This window comes from Cytobacillus kochii (assembly GCF_044790165.1).
Lineage (GTDB): Bacteria > Bacillota > Bacilli > Bacillales > Cytobacillaceae > Cytobacillus > Cytobacillus kochii.
Map to the genome: position 1 here is coordinate 1,326,090 of NZ_CP085254.1, position 17,902 is coordinate 1,343,991.

The 17,902-nt window shown below is 35.1% G+C and carries 16 protein-coding genes; 10 read left to right on the forward strand and 6 right to left on the reverse strand.

What is annotated here, in order from left to right; all coding sequences use genetic code 11:
* Positions 1 to 160 precede the first annotated feature (160 nt).
* The 3 genes from LG276_RS07115 to LG276_RS07125 are packed head-to-tail and all read left to right on the forward strand — an operon-like array spanning position 161 to position 3,581.
* Positions 161 to 1,441 (forward strand): UDP-glucose/GDP-mannose dehydrogenase family protein, encoded by a 1,281-nt coding sequence (locus tag LG276_RS07115; protein ID WP_251163092.1) that lies wholly within the window; start codon positions 161 to 163, stop codon positions 1,439 to 1,441.
* Positions 1,438 to 2,391 carry an NAD-dependent epimerase/dehydratase family protein gene (locus tag LG276_RS07120; protein WP_251163091.1) on the forward strand — a complete coding sequence of 318 codons (954 nt, stop codon included), beginning with the start codon at positions 1,438 to 1,440 and terminating at the stop codon, positions 2,389 to 2,391. The genes LG276_RS07115 and LG276_RS07120 overlap by 4 nt, the downstream gene beginning before the upstream one ends.
* A complete protein-coding gene (locus tag LG276_RS07125; RefSeq protein ID WP_251163090.1) occupies positions 2,391 to 3,581 on the forward strand; it encodes a glycosyltransferase family 4 protein in 1,191 nt (396 codons plus the stop codon). Before LG276_RS07120 ends, LG276_RS07125 begins: the two co-directional genes overlap by 1 nt.
* A 429-nt stretch (positions 3,582 to 4,010) precedes the next feature.
* Here LG276_RS07125 and LG276_RS07130 read toward each other — a convergent pair whose 3' ends face one another.
* Both LG276_RS07130 and LG276_RS07135 read right to left on the reverse strand, forming a co-directional pair.
* The gene (locus tag LG276_RS07130; protein WP_251163089.1) at positions 4,011 to 5,369 is read right to left on the reverse strand and encodes a glycosyltransferase family 4 protein; all 1,359 of its coding nucleotides are present in this window, start codon (positions 5,367 to 5,369) and stop codon (positions 4,011 to 4,013) included.
* Positions 5,366 to 6,463, reverse strand: coding sequence for a CotS family spore coat protein (locus LG276_RS07135; protein ID WP_370873396.1), 1,098 nt, complete (start codon positions 6,461 to 6,463; stop codon positions 5,366 to 5,368). The genes LG276_RS07130 and LG276_RS07135 overlap by 4 nt, the downstream gene beginning before the upstream one ends.
* Before the next feature lie 789 nt (positions 6,464 to 7,252).
* On the opposite strand from LG276_RS07135, the gene LG276_RS07140 reads away from it, so the two are divergent.
* The 6 genes from LG276_RS07140 to LG276_RS07165 all read left to right on the forward strand — a co-directional run bounded on the left by LG276_RS07140 (position 7,253) and on the right by LG276_RS07165 (position 13,475).
* On the forward strand, positions 7,253 to 8,476 hold the full coding sequence (locus tag LG276_RS07140; RefSeq protein ID WP_281202776.1) for an ABC transporter substrate-binding protein: 1,224 nt from the start codon (positions 7,253 to 7,255) through the stop codon (positions 8,474 to 8,476).
* A 132-nt stretch (positions 8,477 to 8,608) separates the two neighbouring features.
* On the forward strand, positions 8,609 to 9,469 hold the full coding sequence (locus tag LG276_RS07145; RefSeq protein WP_251163086.1) for a branched-chain amino acid ABC transporter permease: 861 nt from the start codon (positions 8,609 to 8,611) through the stop codon (positions 9,467 to 9,469).
* Positions 9,466 to 10,455: a branched-chain amino acid ABC transporter permease gene (locus tag LG276_RS07150; RefSeq protein WP_251163085.1), complete on the forward strand. Its 990-nt coding sequence runs from the start codon at positions 9,466 to 9,468 to the stop codon at positions 10,453 to 10,455. The genes LG276_RS07145 and LG276_RS07150 overlap by 4 nt, the downstream gene beginning before the upstream one ends.
* Positions 10,455 to 11,210, forward strand: a complete 756-nt coding sequence (locus LG276_RS07155; RefSeq protein WP_251163084.1) for an ABC transporter ATP-binding protein — start codon at positions 10,455 to 10,457, stop codon at positions 11,208 to 11,210. Before LG276_RS07150 ends, LG276_RS07155 begins: the two co-directional genes overlap by 1 nt.
* Positions 11,203 to 11,904: an ABC transporter ATP-binding protein gene (locus LG276_RS07160; RefSeq protein ID WP_251163083.1), complete on the forward strand. Its 702-nt coding sequence runs from the start codon at positions 11,203 to 11,205 to the stop codon at positions 11,902 to 11,904. Before LG276_RS07155 ends, LG276_RS07160 begins: the two co-directional genes overlap by 8 nt.
* Positions 11,905 to 12,182: 278 nt before the next feature.
* Positions 12,183 to 13,475 carry a globin-coupled sensor protein gene (locus LG276_RS07165; protein ID WP_224935595.1) on the forward strand — a complete coding sequence of 431 codons (1,293 nt, stop codon included), beginning with the start codon at positions 12,183 to 12,185 and terminating at the stop codon, positions 13,473 to 13,475.
* A gap of 86 nt (positions 13,476 to 13,561) precedes the next feature.
* Here the strand turns inward: LG276_RS07165 and LG276_RS07170 are convergent, their stop codons facing one another.
* The 4 genes from LG276_RS07170 to LG276_RS07185 form a co-directional block, all read right to left on the reverse strand.
* Complete coding sequence (locus tag LG276_RS07170; RefSeq protein ID WP_224935597.1) at positions 13,562 to 13,720, reverse strand: hypothetical protein; 159 nt, start codon at positions 13,718 to 13,720, stop codon at positions 13,562 to 13,564.
* Positions 13,721 to 13,820: 100 nt separating this feature from the next.
* Positions 13,821 to 15,170 (reverse strand): MFS transporter, encoded by a 1,350-nt coding sequence (locus LG276_RS07175; protein ID WP_251163082.1) that lies wholly within the window; start codon positions 15,168 to 15,170, stop codon positions 13,821 to 13,823.
* Between the two features lie 3 nt (positions 15,171 to 15,173).
* Entirely contained in the window at positions 15,174 to 16,364 is a 1,191-nt protein-coding gene (locus tag LG276_RS07180; RefSeq protein ID WP_251163081.1) for a hypothetical protein, read from the reverse strand.
* A gap of 2 nt (positions 16,365 to 16,366) precedes the next feature.
* Entirely contained in the window at positions 16,367 to 16,834 is a 468-nt protein-coding gene (locus LG276_RS07185; protein ID WP_224935604.1) for an RNA polymerase sigma factor, read from the reverse strand.
* Positions 16,835 to 17,168: 334 nt separating this feature from the next.
* Between LG276_RS07185 and LG276_RS07190 the strand changes: the two genes are divergently transcribed.
* Entirely contained in the window at positions 17,169 to 17,894 is a 726-nt protein-coding gene (locus LG276_RS07190; protein ID WP_224935606.1) for a (Fe-S)-binding protein, read from the forward strand.
* Positions 17,895 to 17,902 lie beyond the last annotated feature (8 nt).

Here is a 17,902-nt window from a genome sequence, read left to right on the forward strand (position 1 = left end):
TTGGTAATTTGTCCAATAAGAAAAGGTACATAACCATATAGTTTTTGTTTTTTTACCACTTTTACCTTAAATATTAATCCCCCTTTCACGTTTTGTTTGAAGCTAAATAAGATAATGATAAATTGAATGTTTTTAACATGAGCAAGTAAGGATGATAATGGTGAAAATATGTGTCATTGGTACAGGGTATGTTGGTTTAACTACTGGTGCTGTGTTGGCGGATTTAGGTCATGAGCTTTACTGTGTTGATAAGAATAAATTGATAATAGAAAAATTAATTGAGGGAGAAATCCCTATTTATGAACCAGGATTAAAGGAACTAATTGTTCGAAATAAAAAAAGAGGTCTTCTTCATTTTTCAACGGATATCCAGCGTATGATAAAGGAATGCCCAATTCTTTACATCACAGTTGGTACTCCTACAAAAGAAGATGGGAGTCAAAATCTAACAGCGATTAACGAAGTCATTGACACCTTGGTGCAGACGATAACCTCTCATAAAACAATCATTATTAAAAGTACGGTACTACCAGGTACCAATGAATGGATTCATCAAACATTAATAGAAAAAGGGATCGACTCGCGTATGTTCGACGTTGTATCCAATCCAGAGTTTCTTAGAGAAGGAAATGCTGTATTTGATATGATGAACCCGGATAAAATTGTTGTGGGTGGAAAAAGCACTCAATCTATTAAAATAATTCAAACTCTGTATGAGAAGTTACAAGCACCTTATATTATTACTTCATTAACAGGAGCAGAGATGATTAAATATGCCAATAATGCCTTGTTGGCAACAAAAATCTCATTCATTAATGAAATCGCCCGTATTTGTGACGCCTATAATGTGGAAGTAACGCATATTGCAAAAGCGCTAGGAACAGACAATAGAATTGGTCCCTATTTTTTGAATGCAGGATTAGGTTATGGTGGGTCTTGTTTTCCAAAGGATATTCGGGCATTAGAATACGCTGCCAAACGAAGAAATGTCAATCCTGAGATGTTAAGGGCCGTTCAAAATGTGAATGACTCTCAAATTGATTTGTATATTGATAAATTAACAAATAAATTAACAAACTTGGATGGGAAAAAAATAACCGTTTGGGGCTTAGCTTTTAAGCCCGACACAGATGATATACGTGAATCAAGGTCATTATTATTAATTGAGAAATTATTGGAAAGAGGGACAGAGGTCCACGCCTATGATCCTATTGTCAATTCTTTTGAACCTGCCATTACCATTCATCATGATATGTATGAAGCTATTAAAGGAGCAGATGCATTAATTATTGCAACAGAATGGAACCAGTTTAAAACCGTAGACTGGAAAAAGGTAAATGAGTTAATGAAGGGAAATATTTTAGTGGATGGACGGAATATCATTGACCCTAAAATCGTAAGAAAACATCAACTTCAATATATTGGGGTGGCTAGACAATGAGGATTATCGTAACAGGAGCCGCAGGGTTTATCGGTTCTCATTTATGTGAGAGGTTATTAAAGGAAGAAGAGAATGTTGTTATTGGCATTGATGGTTTTATAGACCCATCCAAGAAGTCAACTAAACTAAGAAATATAGAAAATCTGTTGATTCATCCACGTTTTCAATTTATAAATAAGAATTTACTAGGCATTGATTGGAGTGAAATTCTTGCCAAAGATGATGTGATATATCATTTAGCTGCTGTGCCTGGTGTTCGTTCAAGCTGGGGTAACAACTTCAAGTTGTATGAGGAAAATAATATTCTTGTCACCCAACGGCTATTAGAGGCTTGTAAGAATGTTTCTTTAAAGAAGTTTATTTACGCTTCCACCTCTTCTGTATATGGAGAAAAGGTTGGTATGGTTTCAGAAGATTGCCCACTTTCACCACTTTCTCCTTATGGTGTAACGAAGCTAACAGGAGAGTATTTATGTAAGGTATACAGTGAAAATGATGGTCTTCCAATAACTATTCTTCGGTACTTTACTGTTTATGGACCTAGACAACGATCTGATATGGCATTTCATCGATTTATCGAATGCATTTTAACGAATAAACCTATTCCAATATACGGTGATGGCAAACAAACACGTGATTTTACGTTTGTAGAAGATTGTGTAGAAGGAACTTTTGCTGCTCTTTATGCAGAGGGTACCCTTGGAGAGACAATTAATATTGGTGGTAAAGAACGGAAATCTATCTTGGATGTCATTGAAATATTAGAAGAGTTAACAGGGAAAAAAGCCAACGTGGAATTTATTGGAGAACCGCGCGGGGAACCGCGACATACTTGGGCAGATATTTCAAAGGCATTGAAGATTCTGCAATATAAGCCAGCTGTGCCGTTAAAAGAAGGGCTTCTCCGAGAAATAAATGATTTAAAGATTATTTATAAGGAGGAAGAGTAATGAGGCTTGCTTTAATTTGTACAGAAAAACTCCCTTCTCCTGCTATAAAGGGAGGTGCAATTCAAATGATGATTGACGGTGTAGTTCCTTTTCTTAGTAAAGAAAATAACTTAACTATTTTCTCTGTCACCGATCCATCTCTACCTAATTATGAAGTGCGTAACGAAGTGCAATACATTCGGTTACCATCTGAAAGTTATGAAATTGATATTGCTAAAATACTTACTGAAAAAAGGTTTGACGTTATTCATGTTTTTAACCGTCCATTAAATATTCCTCTCTATAAAAAAGCTTCCCCTTCAAGTCAGTTTGTTTTAGGACTTCATAATGATATGCTTTCTGAAAAAAAGGGATCACTGGAGAATGGAAAGGAAATTGTAAACTCTGTTGATAGGATTGTTACGGTTAGTGAATATATAAAACAAACTGTGGTGGAAAGGTTTCCAGAAGCAGAATCAAAAACAAAAGTAGTTTACTCAGGAGTAGATTTAGTAGAATATCCTCCTGTCTGGTCAGAGCAAGGAAAACAAATTAGAGAAGAATATCGACAAAAATACAATATTGGAGATAAAAAGGTCATATTATTTGTTGGAAGGCTCACTAAAAATAAAGGACCTCATCTTCTAATATCCGCCTTTAAAGCTATTGCTAAAAGATACCCTCATACTGTACTTGTGATTGCTGGGGGAAAGTGGTTTAGTGATGATGGAATAAATAACTATATTCGTTATTTGAAGAAACTAGCCGAACCGTTAGGTGACAAAGTTATTTTCACGAATTTTATTCCTGCAAGTGAAATTTCTAACATCTTTTTAATGAGTGATATTTTCTGTTGTTCTTCCCAATGGCAAGAACCCTTAGCTCGGGTTCACTATGAAGCTTTTGCTGCTGGTATCCCTATAATATCAACAAATAGGGGAGGAAATGCAGAGGTAGTTTCTCATAAAGAAACGGGTTATTTAATTGAAAAGTATGATCAAGCTAGTGAATTTGCAAAAGGAATTAATTTCTATTTAAAGAACCCGGATACTATTAATAGCATTACCCGAAATGCAAGAGAATTAGTGGAATCAAATTTCCAATTTCATCATGTTGCTAGCCGGTTAACCAACGTTTATTCTGAGTTGATTCCAAAACAAAACAAAGATAATTATCGTAAAATGTTTCGGTCGCCACTCTTTCGATTCTAATCGATTAACAAAAATGAGGGTGAGTAAGGTTGCTAGCTAACCTTTTGCTCACCTTTTTTATTGTAAGTAAACATGATGTGAATAATGACAGTTAAAAAGCAAGATTTTGCGACCGATAAAAACTATTGGTGTGTAGGTGATCAGGTGATTTTAAGCATCATTCGTCGGTGATATACTAACAAGCCTTCTTGTACATAAGCAATAACTTTTAAAGAATATCATTTCTAAATCTAAAGGCAAACTGACTTTTCATTGTGTTTAATCTTTAAACAGTAGGAGCCTTATTCCTAATTTTATCTTGTTACAGTCACTTTACCATATCAGAAGTTTTCCTTATCTCTATTTAAATAAAGCCGTTGAAATTTTATGATTGTAAAATTTCAACGGCTTCGTCATTTTCTGCACCCCATCGTTGATTCAGTCTAAGATTCAATAGTTGCTTGCTTTATTAGCTAATATTTCTTTATTAATCCATGGTATTGAAGCAGTAGTAATCCTCTTAATTGGCTGCTTTTGTTTTGGTCGGATAGGTTTTTTCTCTATAGGCGAAATCTTCTCAGCTACAGCTTTTTTGGTTAACAGTTGTTCTTCTTTCTCGCCATTCATGTTTGAAGTACTACTAATGTCAACGTTATTTTTAATTTTATAATCAATCCCGCTCCAAACTTGGGAAATATCGTCGATGACTCGATTCCAATTATGATTTTTTTCTACAAAGCTACGACCATATTGACCCATTTCTCTACAAAGAGAAGGACTAGAAAGTAATTTGGATAAATGAGCTACAAATTCTCGAGGATCATCTGCTTGTTCAACGATAAACCCATTTTTTCCAATCTCGATTATTTCAGGGTTTCCTCCACGAGCAGTTGTCACAATAGGTAACCCAGCCGCCATTGCTTCATAATGTACGCGTGCTAACGGCTCTTCCCATTGAGAAGGACAGACGAATATATCGGCAGTAGCAAACCAGTCTTGAATTTCATCAGGATGAACAAAGCCAGTAGTTATAACAGGTATAGGAAGGCGTTCTGCAATCGCTTTAATATAAGCAATGTAATCAGTCATTCTATTATCACTAAAGCCTTTACTTCCCATTAAAACCAAGGCCGCATTAGGATGCTTTTTAGCCAAATCTAGCATGGATCGTAAAAGTATATCTGCTCCCTTGTTCACTGAAAGTCGTCCAGCAAATAAAATTACCTTTTTCGATTCTAGTTTGTGTTTTTGACGCATGGAAGCTCTAATCCTTTGACCCTTGACAGAATACGTTGGAACAAATCGCTCTAAATCCACTCCTGAATAAATCGTTTGAATTTTAGGTTGGGCATCGGGGTAAAGCTTTACTATTTCATTACCAATATAATTACTAATGGTAATAATCTTATCTAATTGATCAATTGCTTTCTGGGCTTCTTCAGTATCTATTTTTTCCCTCTTGAACATATCATTGTGCATGCTTAATATGAGTCGTGAGTTTGGTGCCACTTCCCGTATTGGTAATACTAAACGGGGGCGGTTAAAAATGTGAATTAAGTCAAAAGTATTGTTTTTAAGATAATCTACGACACCTTCCCTGTAAGTCTCCAATAATCCTCCTGGAACCCTTACATAATGAACACCATCTTTTATTTCTTTATCCGGTAATGTGTCATCGTTCCTTCCGATTATTGTAATAGAATGGTTTTTACTTAAGTTTGGAATAGCTCCAGCGATGAATGTTTGTATTGCTCCTCCTTTTACTGGTGGAACTGGGAGTTTTTCCGTACAGACTATTAGCACTTTCATTTCCTTTTTCCCCCTCTCCATTCTTTACGTAATTGCTCAAGAATTGGCCATTTGGTCTTATCTATTTCAACGATTCGCTGGACAATAGCATCCAAATCACTATTTAATGCTATGGTTGGTTCGAATAACATATCTTTTACATTTTTATAATATAAATTTGGTAATGAGAAATCGATCAAGAGAATCTCAAACAACTCGTCAGTGATAGGGTTAGCTTCATTGTACGCTTCTAGCATGCCTACAATCCAATCAATATCCCATCTTCCTAGATCATCCATAGAACCAGATATGAGTTTGCGTAAATCACGAATAGGCAAATCATAGGCTACACCATCAAGGTCGATGATCCACATACCTCCAGGTCCCATTTGTCCATTCGACCATCCATAATCCTGATGGACTAATCCCCATTCTTTATTTCCCTTTGCGACCAACTGTTGATAAGAGGATTGCTCCAGCATAGTCAATGCTTTTTTTGCTTGCTCCTCAAACATATCAACTGTACTTAAAATCGTCTTACTCGTGGGCATTTCTGAATATAAGTTGGCTACATTTTTAAACCAAGATATTTTTCTCACTACTTTTTTATATGCATTAGGCCATCGTAAAAGTCTTGAAGCATTCTCTGCTCCTTTAGGAGGAACATATCCTTTGGAAAGTTGATGGAACTCTCCAATAGCGTTACTCAATAGCTTTGCTCCTTCAATATCGGCAGATACTTGATATAGAGGTTCAATCCAATCGGCAACAAACCAGATTTTCCCTCCCATTTCCACTATATTGCTACCCGATTTTGTCTTTACAATCGGTGGTATTCTAGCCTTTTTTTCATTAACTAAATATTCCTGTGCACCAATGCTAAATAAACTCCTGGAGGGTTTCCGATGGAGTATTTTTAAACTTTTGGGTCCTATGCTCGTATTAATCTTCCATATTAGTCCACCCTTATCTGCCTTTGTTGTAATAACTTCCATGCTACTCACATTAAAATTGTATTGTTTAATCACTTGTTGAGCCATTTCTTCAATAAATGGTGGCACATATAAATCAGCTAATGTCTCATCTAAATCCCATGGTGTAATAAGCTGCTCCAAACTAGTCATTCCTTTCCTTGGGTAATTTGTCTTTACATCCTATTCACTTTGGCAAAAATAGGTTGGACATTTGTCCATATGAAAATGAAAAATAATGTGTATAAGCCCATGTAATAAAAGGTGAATCAAGAAGATATTTATTTTAAAGTTTGAATTCCTTTCCATTTAACTTGTTCAATTGGAATAAAAGTGTAACGAGTGAAGTAAAAGGGAGAATATGTAATAAGCAATATGGAGAAATTTGATGATAAGTGGCACTAAGAACAGAATTTCTTTGTGTGAGATGTGATAAAACACCATTCATTAACGTTAAATGCTTTAGCAAATTAAGAGTTGTCAGGGATATGTCAGACGGGGGATGATAGCACATCTTACTTTTAAAATTATGTAACAAAAGAGCATCAATGTTTTTTATTTGAAACATTGATGTCCTTTTGTTTTTTTATATTTGTCATTATTTTTACATATCTATCAGTATATTGATAGATATGTAAGATGTCTTTACATGAGATTTATAAAAAATATAATGTAATTTTCTTTTGTTAAATAATAAAATGTGATGGAAAAACAGATATTTATTAAAAATTAATGAGTATAAAGATTTACTAATAAAACTTTATACTGAATATATTTAATTTATAAAAAATTTAGTCTTTTCATACAATTTCTTATCCACTATAATAAATGACAAGAAAACACTGAGACAACAGTGTTTTCTATTAGAAACAAAAGCTCTATAGTTGATTTGGTTTAAATGGTCTGAAAATTGAAAATAAGGGGGAAGGGTAAATGAAGAAGAACAAAAGGGCGTTACTGGCTATTATGTTAGTGCTAAGTATGTTTCTAGTAGCTTGTGGGAGTGGTGGTGGACAAGCGTCAGGAGATGGTGAAGGTGAACCAATTAAATTAGGCTTTACACTTGCTTTAACAGGCAATTTTGCTTTTATGGGTGAAGGGGTGAAAGAGGGGGTAGAGCTTTTCTTCGAAGAGAATGATTACAAAATTGGTGATAGACCAGTAGAACTTTTTTTCGAGGATGATGCTGGAGATCCTCAAAAAGCCTTGAAGAATTATCAACAGTTAACCCTGAACCAGGAAGTGGATTACCTTGGAGGAGGTACAATTGGTAGTATTTCATATGCTCTCACAGAAGCTGCTGAAAAGGATAAACGTGTACCAATCATTAATGTAGTCGGTTCAGGTAATAGCTTATCATGGGGAGACAAAAGTGATTATGTTTGGCGAATTGGTTTTTCCTCTCTCAATTATGCAGGCACATTAGGTGTTGATATGGCTGAGAATATTGGTGAAAAAGCAGTCGTTATCGCTTCTGATTATGTGGCTGGGCACGAACAGGCGACTGACTTTTCTGCTAATTTTAAAGAACACGGGGGAGAAGTATTAGATATTCTTTGGGCACCTTCAGGTACAAGTGATTTTTCTTCTTATATTAATCAAATCAAACAGCATGATGCTGATGCTGTATTTATGTTTATACCAGGTGCGGACGGTCCGAGATTTGTGCAACAATTTAAGGAATTTGGATTAGCTAAGAATTACGCTCTTGTCGATGGTGGTTCTGTTTTGAATGCCCCTTCAACAGTTGAAGCAGTTGATGATGCAGTAGTTAATGGTTATACACTGTCTCATTATCATGTGGGTTTAGAAAATGAGTTAAACAAAAAGTTCGTTGAAGATTATACCAAGAAGTATGATAAAGTGCCCGACAACTATGTTATTAACGGCTATGATACGGCCAAAGTTATGTCAGAATCAATTCAAAAAGCTGGTAGTACAGAAGTTGGGGATATTATTGAAACTCTAAAAGCTGGTTTGTCATTTGATAGCCCTCGTGGACCAATTGAGTTGGATCCAAAAACGAATCACCCAATCCAAAATCACTATATTTTAAAAGGTGCCGAGAAAGATGGAGAAATCGTCTTTGAACTCGTTCGTACGTATGAAAAAGTGCAAATGCCGGCAGAAGATCCTGGATACGAGAAAGCAAAATAAGATTTAAAAGGGACTCTTTACCTGTAAAAGAGTTGTAAGGGAAAGGCATGATACTCCATCCATGCCTTTTCCAAAAAATATACAGAGGAAGTTATTTCTTCTAAGGTATTTATTCTGAAGGGAGTCGAACAAGTGGAATTTTTTATTGCTAACACCGTTTCAGGATTGGCGTATGCCATGTTGTTATTTTTAATGGCTGCAGGTCTCTCTATTATCTTTGGTTTAATGAAGATTATGAACCTTGCCCATGGATCTTTTTTTATACTCGCAGGATATGTTGCTTATTCGTTTTCTAGGAGCGGAATGAATTTTTGGTTATCAATGGTTTTAGCAGTTATTGTAATTTCCATTTTTGCTCTTATTATTGAAAAATTGCTTATATCGAGAGTGCATGGAAGTGAAACCGATCAGGTGTTGCTAACTGTTGGTCTCGTTTTTGTACTCGGTGATTTGGCGTTATGGATTTGGGGAGGTAACTTTCTCTCTATTCCAGTTCCAGCACTCTTTGATTATTCACTAGATTTTGTGGGAATGACATTTCCTGCTTATCGTCTGTTTGTCATTGCTATGGGTATTCTGTTTGCTTTCGTTCTTTGGTATTTTGAAGCAAAGACAAGAGTAGGAATGATTGTTCGAGCAGGTGTAGATGATATGGAAATGGTATCAGCACTTGGATTTAATGTGAAAATCATTTTTTCAGGGGTGTTTATCTTTGGTGCTGCTTTGGCTGCTTTCGGGGGTGTGCTAAGTGGACCTATACTTGGAATGTACCCGATGATGGAATGGGAGATTCTTGTTAATTCAATGATTGTCGTCATCATTGGTGGTTTAGGCAGTTGGAAAGGTGCTTTTATTGCTTCAATGATTGTTGGGTTTGTCGATATTTTCGGAAGAATTTATGTGCCTACGTTTGCGTTGGCCTTTATCTTCATATTAATGATCGCAATTTTAATGGTTAAACCAACAGGTTTATTCGGAAGGGTGGAATCATGAAAAAAGCATTATTATCAACTATTTTTTTGCTTATGACTGTCTTAATTCTGCCTCACATCATTTCTCCATTTATGGTGTATTTATCAACAGAAATTCTTGTTTTCGCCATTTTTGCCATGAGTTTGGGTCTGATTATGGGTTTTGGAGGAATGCCATCATTAGGCCATTGTGCACTATTCGGTTTAGGTGCCTACACCGTTGCTATATTGAGTGAATATACAGCAAATATCTATTTACTATTAGGTGCAGCTATACTAATTTCACTCTGTTTCTCACTTGTTACAGGTTATATTGCTATTCGTAATAAAGGAGTATTCTTCTTAATGATTACATTAGCTTTTACTCAAGTCTTATTTTTAATTACTTCAAGAATGAAGTTCTGGGGTGGAAATGATGGTTATAGTGCAAGTGTGACAGCTAATTTTGGTTTTGGGGAGATTACTTCTAATATCGGTCTTTTTTACATGATGGGATTTTTCTTTGTTCTTACTTATTTTCTCTTGAAACTTTTTGTTAATGCCCCTGCAGGCAAAGTGCTAAAAGGGATGATGGAGAATGAAGGCAGAATGATTGCTCTAGGCTATAACCCGAAGACTTATAAAATGTTTGCTTATTTAATTGCCGGTAGTATGGCAGGTTTAGCTGGAGGTTTATACATTTATAAAACACAATTTGTTTCTCCAGCACTCTTCAGTGTGCATATGGGGGCAGAAGTAATGATCATGGTTTTTATTGGTGGTATGGGTACGATTTTTGGTCCGGCATTAGGTGCTGGGGCATTTGTTTTCCTGCAAAATTATATTAGTACGATGACGGATCGCTGGCCGCTCATCTTAGGATTAATATTCATAGCAATTGTTCTTCTAAAAAGAGGAGGGATATTGCATCTCATCCAGTTTGTTTCGACATTTGGCTTAAAGTTATTTAAATCATCTCGGAATGCTCCTGTAGATAAACAAGTTAAAGGAAAGGAGCAAGCAAGCTGATGACATTATTGAAAATTGAAGACTTAAATAAATCATTTAAGGCATTGCATATCTTAAAAGGTGTCAATATTGAAGTAAATAAGGGAGAACGTCATGTGATTATCGGCCCCAATGGAGCTGGTAAAACAACTTTATTTAATTGTATTTATGGTACATTGCCATTATCTTCAGGAAAAGTTTATTTAGCAGGCAAACGTATTGATCATATTCCATCCTTTAAAAGAACCGAGAAGGGGATGGGGAGAACTTTTCAGAAGAATAATCTTTTTGAGGAATTAACAGTTGAAGAAAATGTGCGTTTAGCGATTATGGGGAAAAAGAAATATCGCCTCAATATGATTAAGCCTATGCAGAATTATAATGATTTAGCAGAAGAATGTCATAGGTTACTAAAAGAATGGGAAATGACAGAGCGACGTAATGTATTGGTCAAAGAACTTTCCTATGGTGAACAACGTTTATTAGAGATTATCTTGTCCTTGAGCACAAATCCGGAAATTATTCTCTTGGATGAACCGACCTCAGGTATGTCGCCAACAGAAACAAGTAGATTTGTTAAGCTAATCAAAAAAATACCTGATCATATTACTTTGGTTATTATTGAACATGATATGGAAGTTGTGTTTAGTTTGGCTAATAAAATTACTGTCCTCCACCATGGGACAGCGATGATGACGGCTAGCCCTGAAGAAATTCGAGGAAATCAAATGATCCAAGAAATTTACTTTGGTGGAGGAGCGTTGAGTCATGATTGAGCTAAAGGAAGTACATTCTTATTATGGTCATAGCCATATATTACACGGTGTTAATTTAAAGGTGAGTAAGGGTCAGTGTGTTGCACTTCTTGGTAGAAATGGTGCTGGCAAAACCACAACGATTCATTCTATCGCTGGGCTAGTTGTGCCTAAAGAAGGTACCATCCAGTTTAAGGATAAAGAGCTTGTTGGTAGAACACCAAACCATATTTCTAAAGCTGGTGTTGGTCTTGTCCCTCAAGGGAGACGGGTTTTTCCCTCTTTAACGGTGAAAGAAAATTTATTAATAGCTGAAAGAAAAAGTATATCTAGTGAAAAACAATGGACAATTGAAGAAGTTTATCAATTATTTCCGATATTAAAAGAACGTGAAGAGAATATGGGCAATGAATTATCAGGTGGCCAACAACAAATGCTAGCCATTGGCCGTGCGCTCTTACTTAATCCAGACTTCTTATTAATGGACGAGCCATCTGAAGGACTTGCACCTGTTATTATTGAACAAATCAAAAATATCATTTTAGATGTCAAGAAAACAGGGTTATCGATGCTAATCGTAGAACAAAATATTGATTTAGCCTGTTGTGTGGCAGATGAAGTGATTATTTTAAACAAAGGAGAAGTCGTTTGGCAAGGGTTTCCTGCTGAGCTATTGCATAATGATGAATTATTAAAAGTCCATTTAGGTGTATAAAGTAACGATGTATCATGAAATCGATTAAGTGTATCAAATCAATCACGAACAGTTGATGTTTTTGAACTGCTTCGTGATTATTTTTATATTGTTTCAAATTACCTCCTACATTATTTGAACTTTTTACAGTCGAAAATGTTCTCTCATTTTAAAAGGACCTTTGAATAGAAAGATGAATTTGATGGGTATCTATATTTATGAAAGAATATGGAATTATTTCAAAAACAACCGATATTAATAGTATAATTTACCTATTAAATCATTCGGGGGAAGCATTCATGAGTTTGTTTAAAAAAAGAACAAGTAAAAAGTTAAATGAAGAGGTTGAAGAAGGAAAGGGTGTATTGGACCTTGGTGACGCATCTAAGTTCACACAACAAATGGAATTAATTCAGTTAAGTGAAACTGATTTATGTCTCATAAACAAGATGCAGCCAATCATTCAAAAGAACAGTGAACAATTAGTTAATCAATTCTATGATAATATTTACAAAGAGCAATCACTTATTGAAATTATTGAAGATTATAGTACGGTAGAGCGCTTAAAAGGAACATTGAGGGTACATATTGAAGAAATGTTTGCCGGTATAATAAATGAAGAGTATGTGGCGAAACGGTTACGGATTGCTCACGTGCATGTGAAAATAGGCTTACAAACGAAATGGTATATGTCTGCCTTCCAAGGATTATTATTATCGATTATCCAGCTTGTAGAAAAGATGGAGCTTACTTCGCGTGATTGCTGTCACCTAATTGCAGCCGTAACGAAAATTTTTAGCTTTGAACAACAACTGGTTTTAGAGGCTTATGATACAGAAATAGAAACATTAAAAGCAAGAGAAGAAGAAAAGAAACAAGAAATAAGGGGAAATGTAGCAACAGAAACAGAAACCCTTGCAGCCATTTCTGAGGAAACTAACGCATCTTTCCAAGAATTAATCGCTCAAGCAGAAGAAGTAGTCGAGCATGCTGAAAAGGGGCAAGATTTTTCTCTAAAAGCGAAGGAGTATGCGGAAAACGGCAAGCAATTTATCAATGAACAAGGGGAGTTAATGTTGACGATTGTCGACTCTGTTGCAGAAATTAAACAAGATGTTAAAAGTTTATTGTATGTGATGGATGAAATGCATGAAATCACTACAATTGTAACGGATATATCGAGTCAGACGAATTTATTATCCCTCAATGCTGCTATTGAGGCCGCTAGAGCAGGGGAACATGGACGTGGGTTTTCGGTAGTGGCAGAGGAAGTGAGAAAACTTTCGGATCAAACAAGATCGTCTGTAGAAAATGTCTCACAGTTAATCGCTAATACAAATGGACAAATTGATAAATTAAGTGAATCACTTCAAGAAGTAAGTAATACAGTCCAAAACGGTCAATCTCATATGAAAGCGACAGAAGAACATTTTGAATATATTGTTGGTACAATGAAAGATACGATGCATCAGAATCATAAGATTATGGAAGAAATCGATGGAATTGTTAACGTAGTCCATCTTTTAGGAAAAGGGTTTGAAGAGGTCGCGTTTACAGCAGAGAATTTAACCTCAATTGCACAAGATATGTGACGATTAGAAAGAATATTACATGGGTAAATGAAAAGGTATGCTAAATCCTTTATTAAAATGAGGACAGAAGTGTTGTTCAATCCAGTCTAGCTTTTTATCTTAAACTGTACAACACTTTCTATTAATAGAATCTGCTCAGCTATTTGGTCCTTTGTTTTTCTTTGATGTTTGGGTGTTTTTTGTAGGAGTTTTTTTAAATAGTATAAATCACGAAGAAAAAGAAATTGTTCCGCTGTTGTTAACATGATCAACACTCCTATTTATTTCTGTCCCTACTTATTTACCCATTTGTGTAAAAATCAAACAAAATTTATTTAAGTAAAAGCTAGGTACACATGGTTGTACCTAGCTTTTATTACTTTTAACAAATGTGTAAATAGCTGTCTTTTTATTCATGAGAAAAGGTAAAAAAGTTAATATAATTAGAGATAAGCCACTTACTAAGAATATATTTTGAATCCCGAAAAGGTGAATAAGATAGGCTCCCCCAAGAGGGGAGATGAAAATCGTTGAACTTGTTAATGATTGATAAATACCTGCAATGGAACTCACTTCGTCTTCCTGTGGAATTGTTTGTATACAATAGTTAGTAATAATAATAGATATGCCAGTTCCTATCCCGCACAGGACACCAAGAAGGAAAATATAGCTAAGGGAAAAGCCTTTTTCTAAAAAGCTAAGGCCAGTAAACCCTAAGCCAAGACTAAGAAGGGCAAAACTAAGCCATCTCTCTAAGCGCACAAACCTTTCTTTTTTACTAATGATATAGATTGTTAAGACTGAACCGCACCCAATGCTTGCAATCAATAGTGTCATATATGCAGGTTTTGTTGGTGCAACTAGTTGAAATAGCGCAGGGAATTGTGCGTCAACTAATTGGATAATGAACATTCCTACTATATTTAGTGACAAGACAATCATTAAAGTTGGAGCACGATATAAACTTTTCCAACTGGCTTTCCATTGATTTAAAAAAGTATTGTCAACATTTTCACGCGATGATTGTGAAAACTTTGCTTTTGTTTGTATGATTTTTCTTAAAGAAAATAATAAACAAGCAGAAATCATAAAAGCGAATGCGTTAAATAGTAGTAAATGTTTTGCAGGTAATAAGGTGAGTAATGCGCCACCTATTAATGGTGCAATGATTTTTGCTGCTTGATTCACACCTCCATTCCAGGAAACAGCCTTTAGTTTTAGATGAGCTGGAATGAGCTCATGAACTAAACCTTGTTGAGCGGGAAAGTGAACAGTACCAACAAAAGATCGGAGTGCCAATAAAATGAGTGCTAACCATGGAGTGTTTGCAAAGAATAGCAAAATTGTAAAGAAAACCGTTACTAAATCAGCACATCCCATAAGGATAATTTTATTGCGCTTTTGTACAAAGATGCCGGAAAATTGCGAAAATAAAACTTGTGGTAAAGCATAAGCAATGGGTATGAAAGCAAGTAGAAAAGAACTCGTTTGCCATACATATCCGAATAGGACCATAATCGCTACCATGTCAAACCATTGACCAATCATTGATAGGCAATAAGAGATAAATAACCTACTGTATCCTTTGATTTCCCAAATGGAACGCGCAACTTCTTGTGGTTGCCATGATGAAGGGAACTGCTGAGTGCGAGTTTCCACTGTACTCAGCAATTCTTCTATTTTGATTTTCGCTATTTCAAAAGTATAATGATCCATGGTTTATAAAACAAGTTCGCCAATATTAGTTACTTTTTGCTCATCATGATCTTGTAAAACATGTATTTCACCTTTAAAAGATTGACTGATCTTTTTCTTTAATATCACTTTTGTTGTTTCATCTACAACTAAAATATCCCCTGCTAAAATAATTTCTGAGATATGGTCCATATCTGCATGAGTTAACGTGTCATTTATTGTTAGTTGATCTTGGATGATTATCGTTGTTTGTGAATCTAACTGTTTAAAGTTAGTCGAAAACCATGTCTCCTCTTTTACTGCTATATAGTTTTTAACATATACAAAAACTTCATTTTCGAGATTGGCTAATTTTTCAAATAAAATATCTTCTGTACCTTCTGGGCACAAGATATAAGATAAAGAATGAATAGAAGAGAATGCTTCATTCAATCCTTCTCTAGTGACAGTTGAATCAATAAATATTGGTTTGGTTGTATAAATCGATTGTTCTTTATATCTCTTAATATTATGTTTATTTAAATGGGTTTGAGTTGAGAGTACTTGATACCCTTTTGGGATCATGTTTTGGTTACCGTTAATACTTAATTTTCCTGAGATTAAAGGTTGTTGAAAATCATAATAACGAATCGTCCCGTTAATATCTAACCTCGCGATCTTTTCCTTTAATAATGTTAAATCAACATGCTCATCAATTGTTATTACTCCATTTACTAATAGATTTGTGCCTTCACCTAGCCCTTCTAAATATCCTGTTGTTAAATGAAGGTTTCCATTTTCTAATTTAGGTTCTGGCCCTTCATAACTGACTAATGTACCATTTGTTGTTAATAATTTGGATTGAATAGCGCCGTTCAAGTGAGATGGAGAGTAGATGATACCGTTGACAATAAATGTGATGTTTTTTTGCTGAAGTTCTTCCAGTGTAACATCTACATTCACAATGACTGCTCCATTGATAAACACCGTTTCATTGTCATCTACAATTTTTAAATAAGCAGAATCCACCTTGTAGACACCGTTAGCCATTTTCACATTCTTCTCTACCATAATGGTTTGGCCAATATTTTTTATATTTAATTTTGGCACGAGGTATGCATTCTTTTGTGAATAGACGAGTAACCCTACATTATTAATCTTTTCTATTTCTTGAATGCTTTCTTCAGTCGCTTGAATAAGATTTAAAACCCCGACATTACTATATTTTTTTCCCATTATTATTGTTCCTCCTCTAAGATCTTTCGTAGTTTTTTCATTGCTTTTGCTAAATGATACCTAACAGTTGAAGCTGATAAACCAAGCTTTATAGCAATTTCATCACTTTTTAAACCAATCCAGTATTTTTTGAAAATGATATCACTTTCAATAGCTGATAATTGACTAAGTAACTCTACCATTTCAATTGAGGTTTTCATAAAGGTAGGTAAAATCACTTCTTCATTTTGATCAATATTCATTTCTCGTTTGAATTTTCTCCGCTGATCAATCAATTGATTTTTCATGACACGGTAAAACCAAGCTTTTTGCTTATATTTTGGCCAAGAAGACAAATCATCTAAATGCATGGCCTTTTCTAAAGCTTGTTGGATCAAATCCTGTGCTTCATGCTCATCATAAGCAATAGACGAAGCAAATTTATATAAATCATCGCGCAATGATAAATAAATAGATTGCAATACAATCACCTTTATTCCATGGAAAAGTAGTTTTTCTTCTTAGCTTCATATAGATAACGAAATAGATGCTGCAAATGTTGGTGGAAAATAAAAAAATTTGAGAAAAGTGCAATTTTGAACCCTTCATTTTGTACATTCCTAAATAATGAATGATATACATCAATTCTCTTCACCTTTACAATGACTGCTTGTCTGGAAACTTTTCCTTCCCTTAAAGCATACATCTTTTATTCGTCTTATGAATAGAACGTATTAATATTTAGAATTTAATAAATATACAAACAATGGTACGATAGATAGTAGTTATCTGATTATTTCTAAGCGCGATAAGGGGGTTTTTAAGATGAAGGTTTCACTTTTTGCTACCTGTCTAGTCGATATGTTTAACAGTAAAGCGGGGGTAGCAACTGTAGAATTATTAGAAAGGCTTGGCTGTGAGGTGGATTTCCCTGAAAATCAAGTATGTTGTGGTCAACCATCTTACAATAGTGGTTACGTAAAAGAATCAAGGGATGCAATGAAAAGGATGATAGAAACCTTTAGTCATTCTGAATATGTAGTTTGTCCATCTGGTTCATGTGCCTATATGTTTCATGAATATGAGCATATATTTAAAGACGATCCACATTGGGGGCCGCAAGCAAAAAAATTAGCTAAAAAAACGTATGAATTAACAGAGTTTATCGTTGATGTGTTAAAAGTTGAGGATGTAGGCGCAAGCTATCAGGCGAAAGCTACTTATCACACTTCCTGTCATATGACACGATTGTTAGGTGTAAAAGAAGCGCCGATGAAATTATTATCACATGTAAAGGGATTAGAGTTTACTGAATTGCCAAACAAAAGTCAATGCTGTGGATTTGGTGGAACATTTTCTGTAAAGATGGGGGCCATCTCAGAACAAATGGTAGATGAAAAAGTTGCCCATATTAATGAAACAGGAGCAGAGCTTTTAATTGGCGCTGACGGTGGCTGTTTAATGAATATTGGTGGTCGAATGGATAGAGTGGGTGAACCAGTGAAAGTGATGCATATTGCTGAAGTATTAAATAGTAGAACAGAAAGATAGGTGATTGA

Bases quoted from the DNA above. Each gene is read 5' to 3' on its own strand.
- LG276_RS07120 (WP_251163091.1), top strand. From the start codon at position 1,438: ATGAGGATTATCGTAACAGGAGCCGCAGGGTTTATCGGTTCTCATTTA.
- LG276_RS07125 (WP_251163090.1), top strand. From the start codon at position 2,391: ATGAGGCTTGCTTTAATTTGTACAGAAAAACTCCCTTCTCCTGCTATA.
- LG276_RS07130 (WP_251163089.1), bottom strand. From the start codon at position 5,369: ATGAAAGTGCTAATAGTCTGTACGGAAAAACTCCCAGTTCCACCAGTA.
- LG276_RS07140 (WP_281202776.1), top strand. From the start codon at position 7,253: ATGAAGAAGAACAAAAGGGCGTTACTGGCTATTATGTTAGTGCTAAGT.
- LG276_RS07150 (WP_251163085.1), top strand. From the start codon at position 9,466: ATGAAAAAAGCATTATTATCAACTATTTTTTTGCTTATGACTGTCTTA.
- LG276_RS07155 (WP_251163084.1), top strand. From the start codon at position 10,455: ATGACATTATTGAAAATTGAAGACTTAAATAAATCATTTAAGGCATTG.
- LG276_RS07160 (WP_251163083.1), top strand. From the start codon at position 11,203: ATGATTGAGCTAAAGGAAGTACATTCTTATTATGGTCATAGCCATATA.
- LG276_RS07165 (WP_224935595.1), top strand. From the start codon at position 12,183: ATGAGTTTGTTTAAAAAAAGAACAAGTAAAAAGTTAAATGAAGAGGTT.
- LG276_RS07170 (WP_224935597.1), bottom strand. From the start codon at position 13,720: ATGTTAACAACAGCGGAACAATTTCTTTTTCTTCGTGATTTATACTAT.
- LG276_RS07175 (WP_251163082.1), bottom strand. From the start codon at position 15,170: ATGGATCATTATACTTTTGAAATAGCGAAAATCAAAATAGAAGAATTG.
- LG276_RS07180 (WP_251163081.1), bottom strand. From the start codon at position 16,364: ATGGGAAAAAAATATAGTAATGTCGGGGTTTTAAATCTTATTCAAGCG.
- LG276_RS07190 (WP_224935606.1), top strand. From the start codon at position 17,169: ATGAAGGTTTCACTTTTTGCTACCTGTCTAGTCGATATGTTTAACAGT.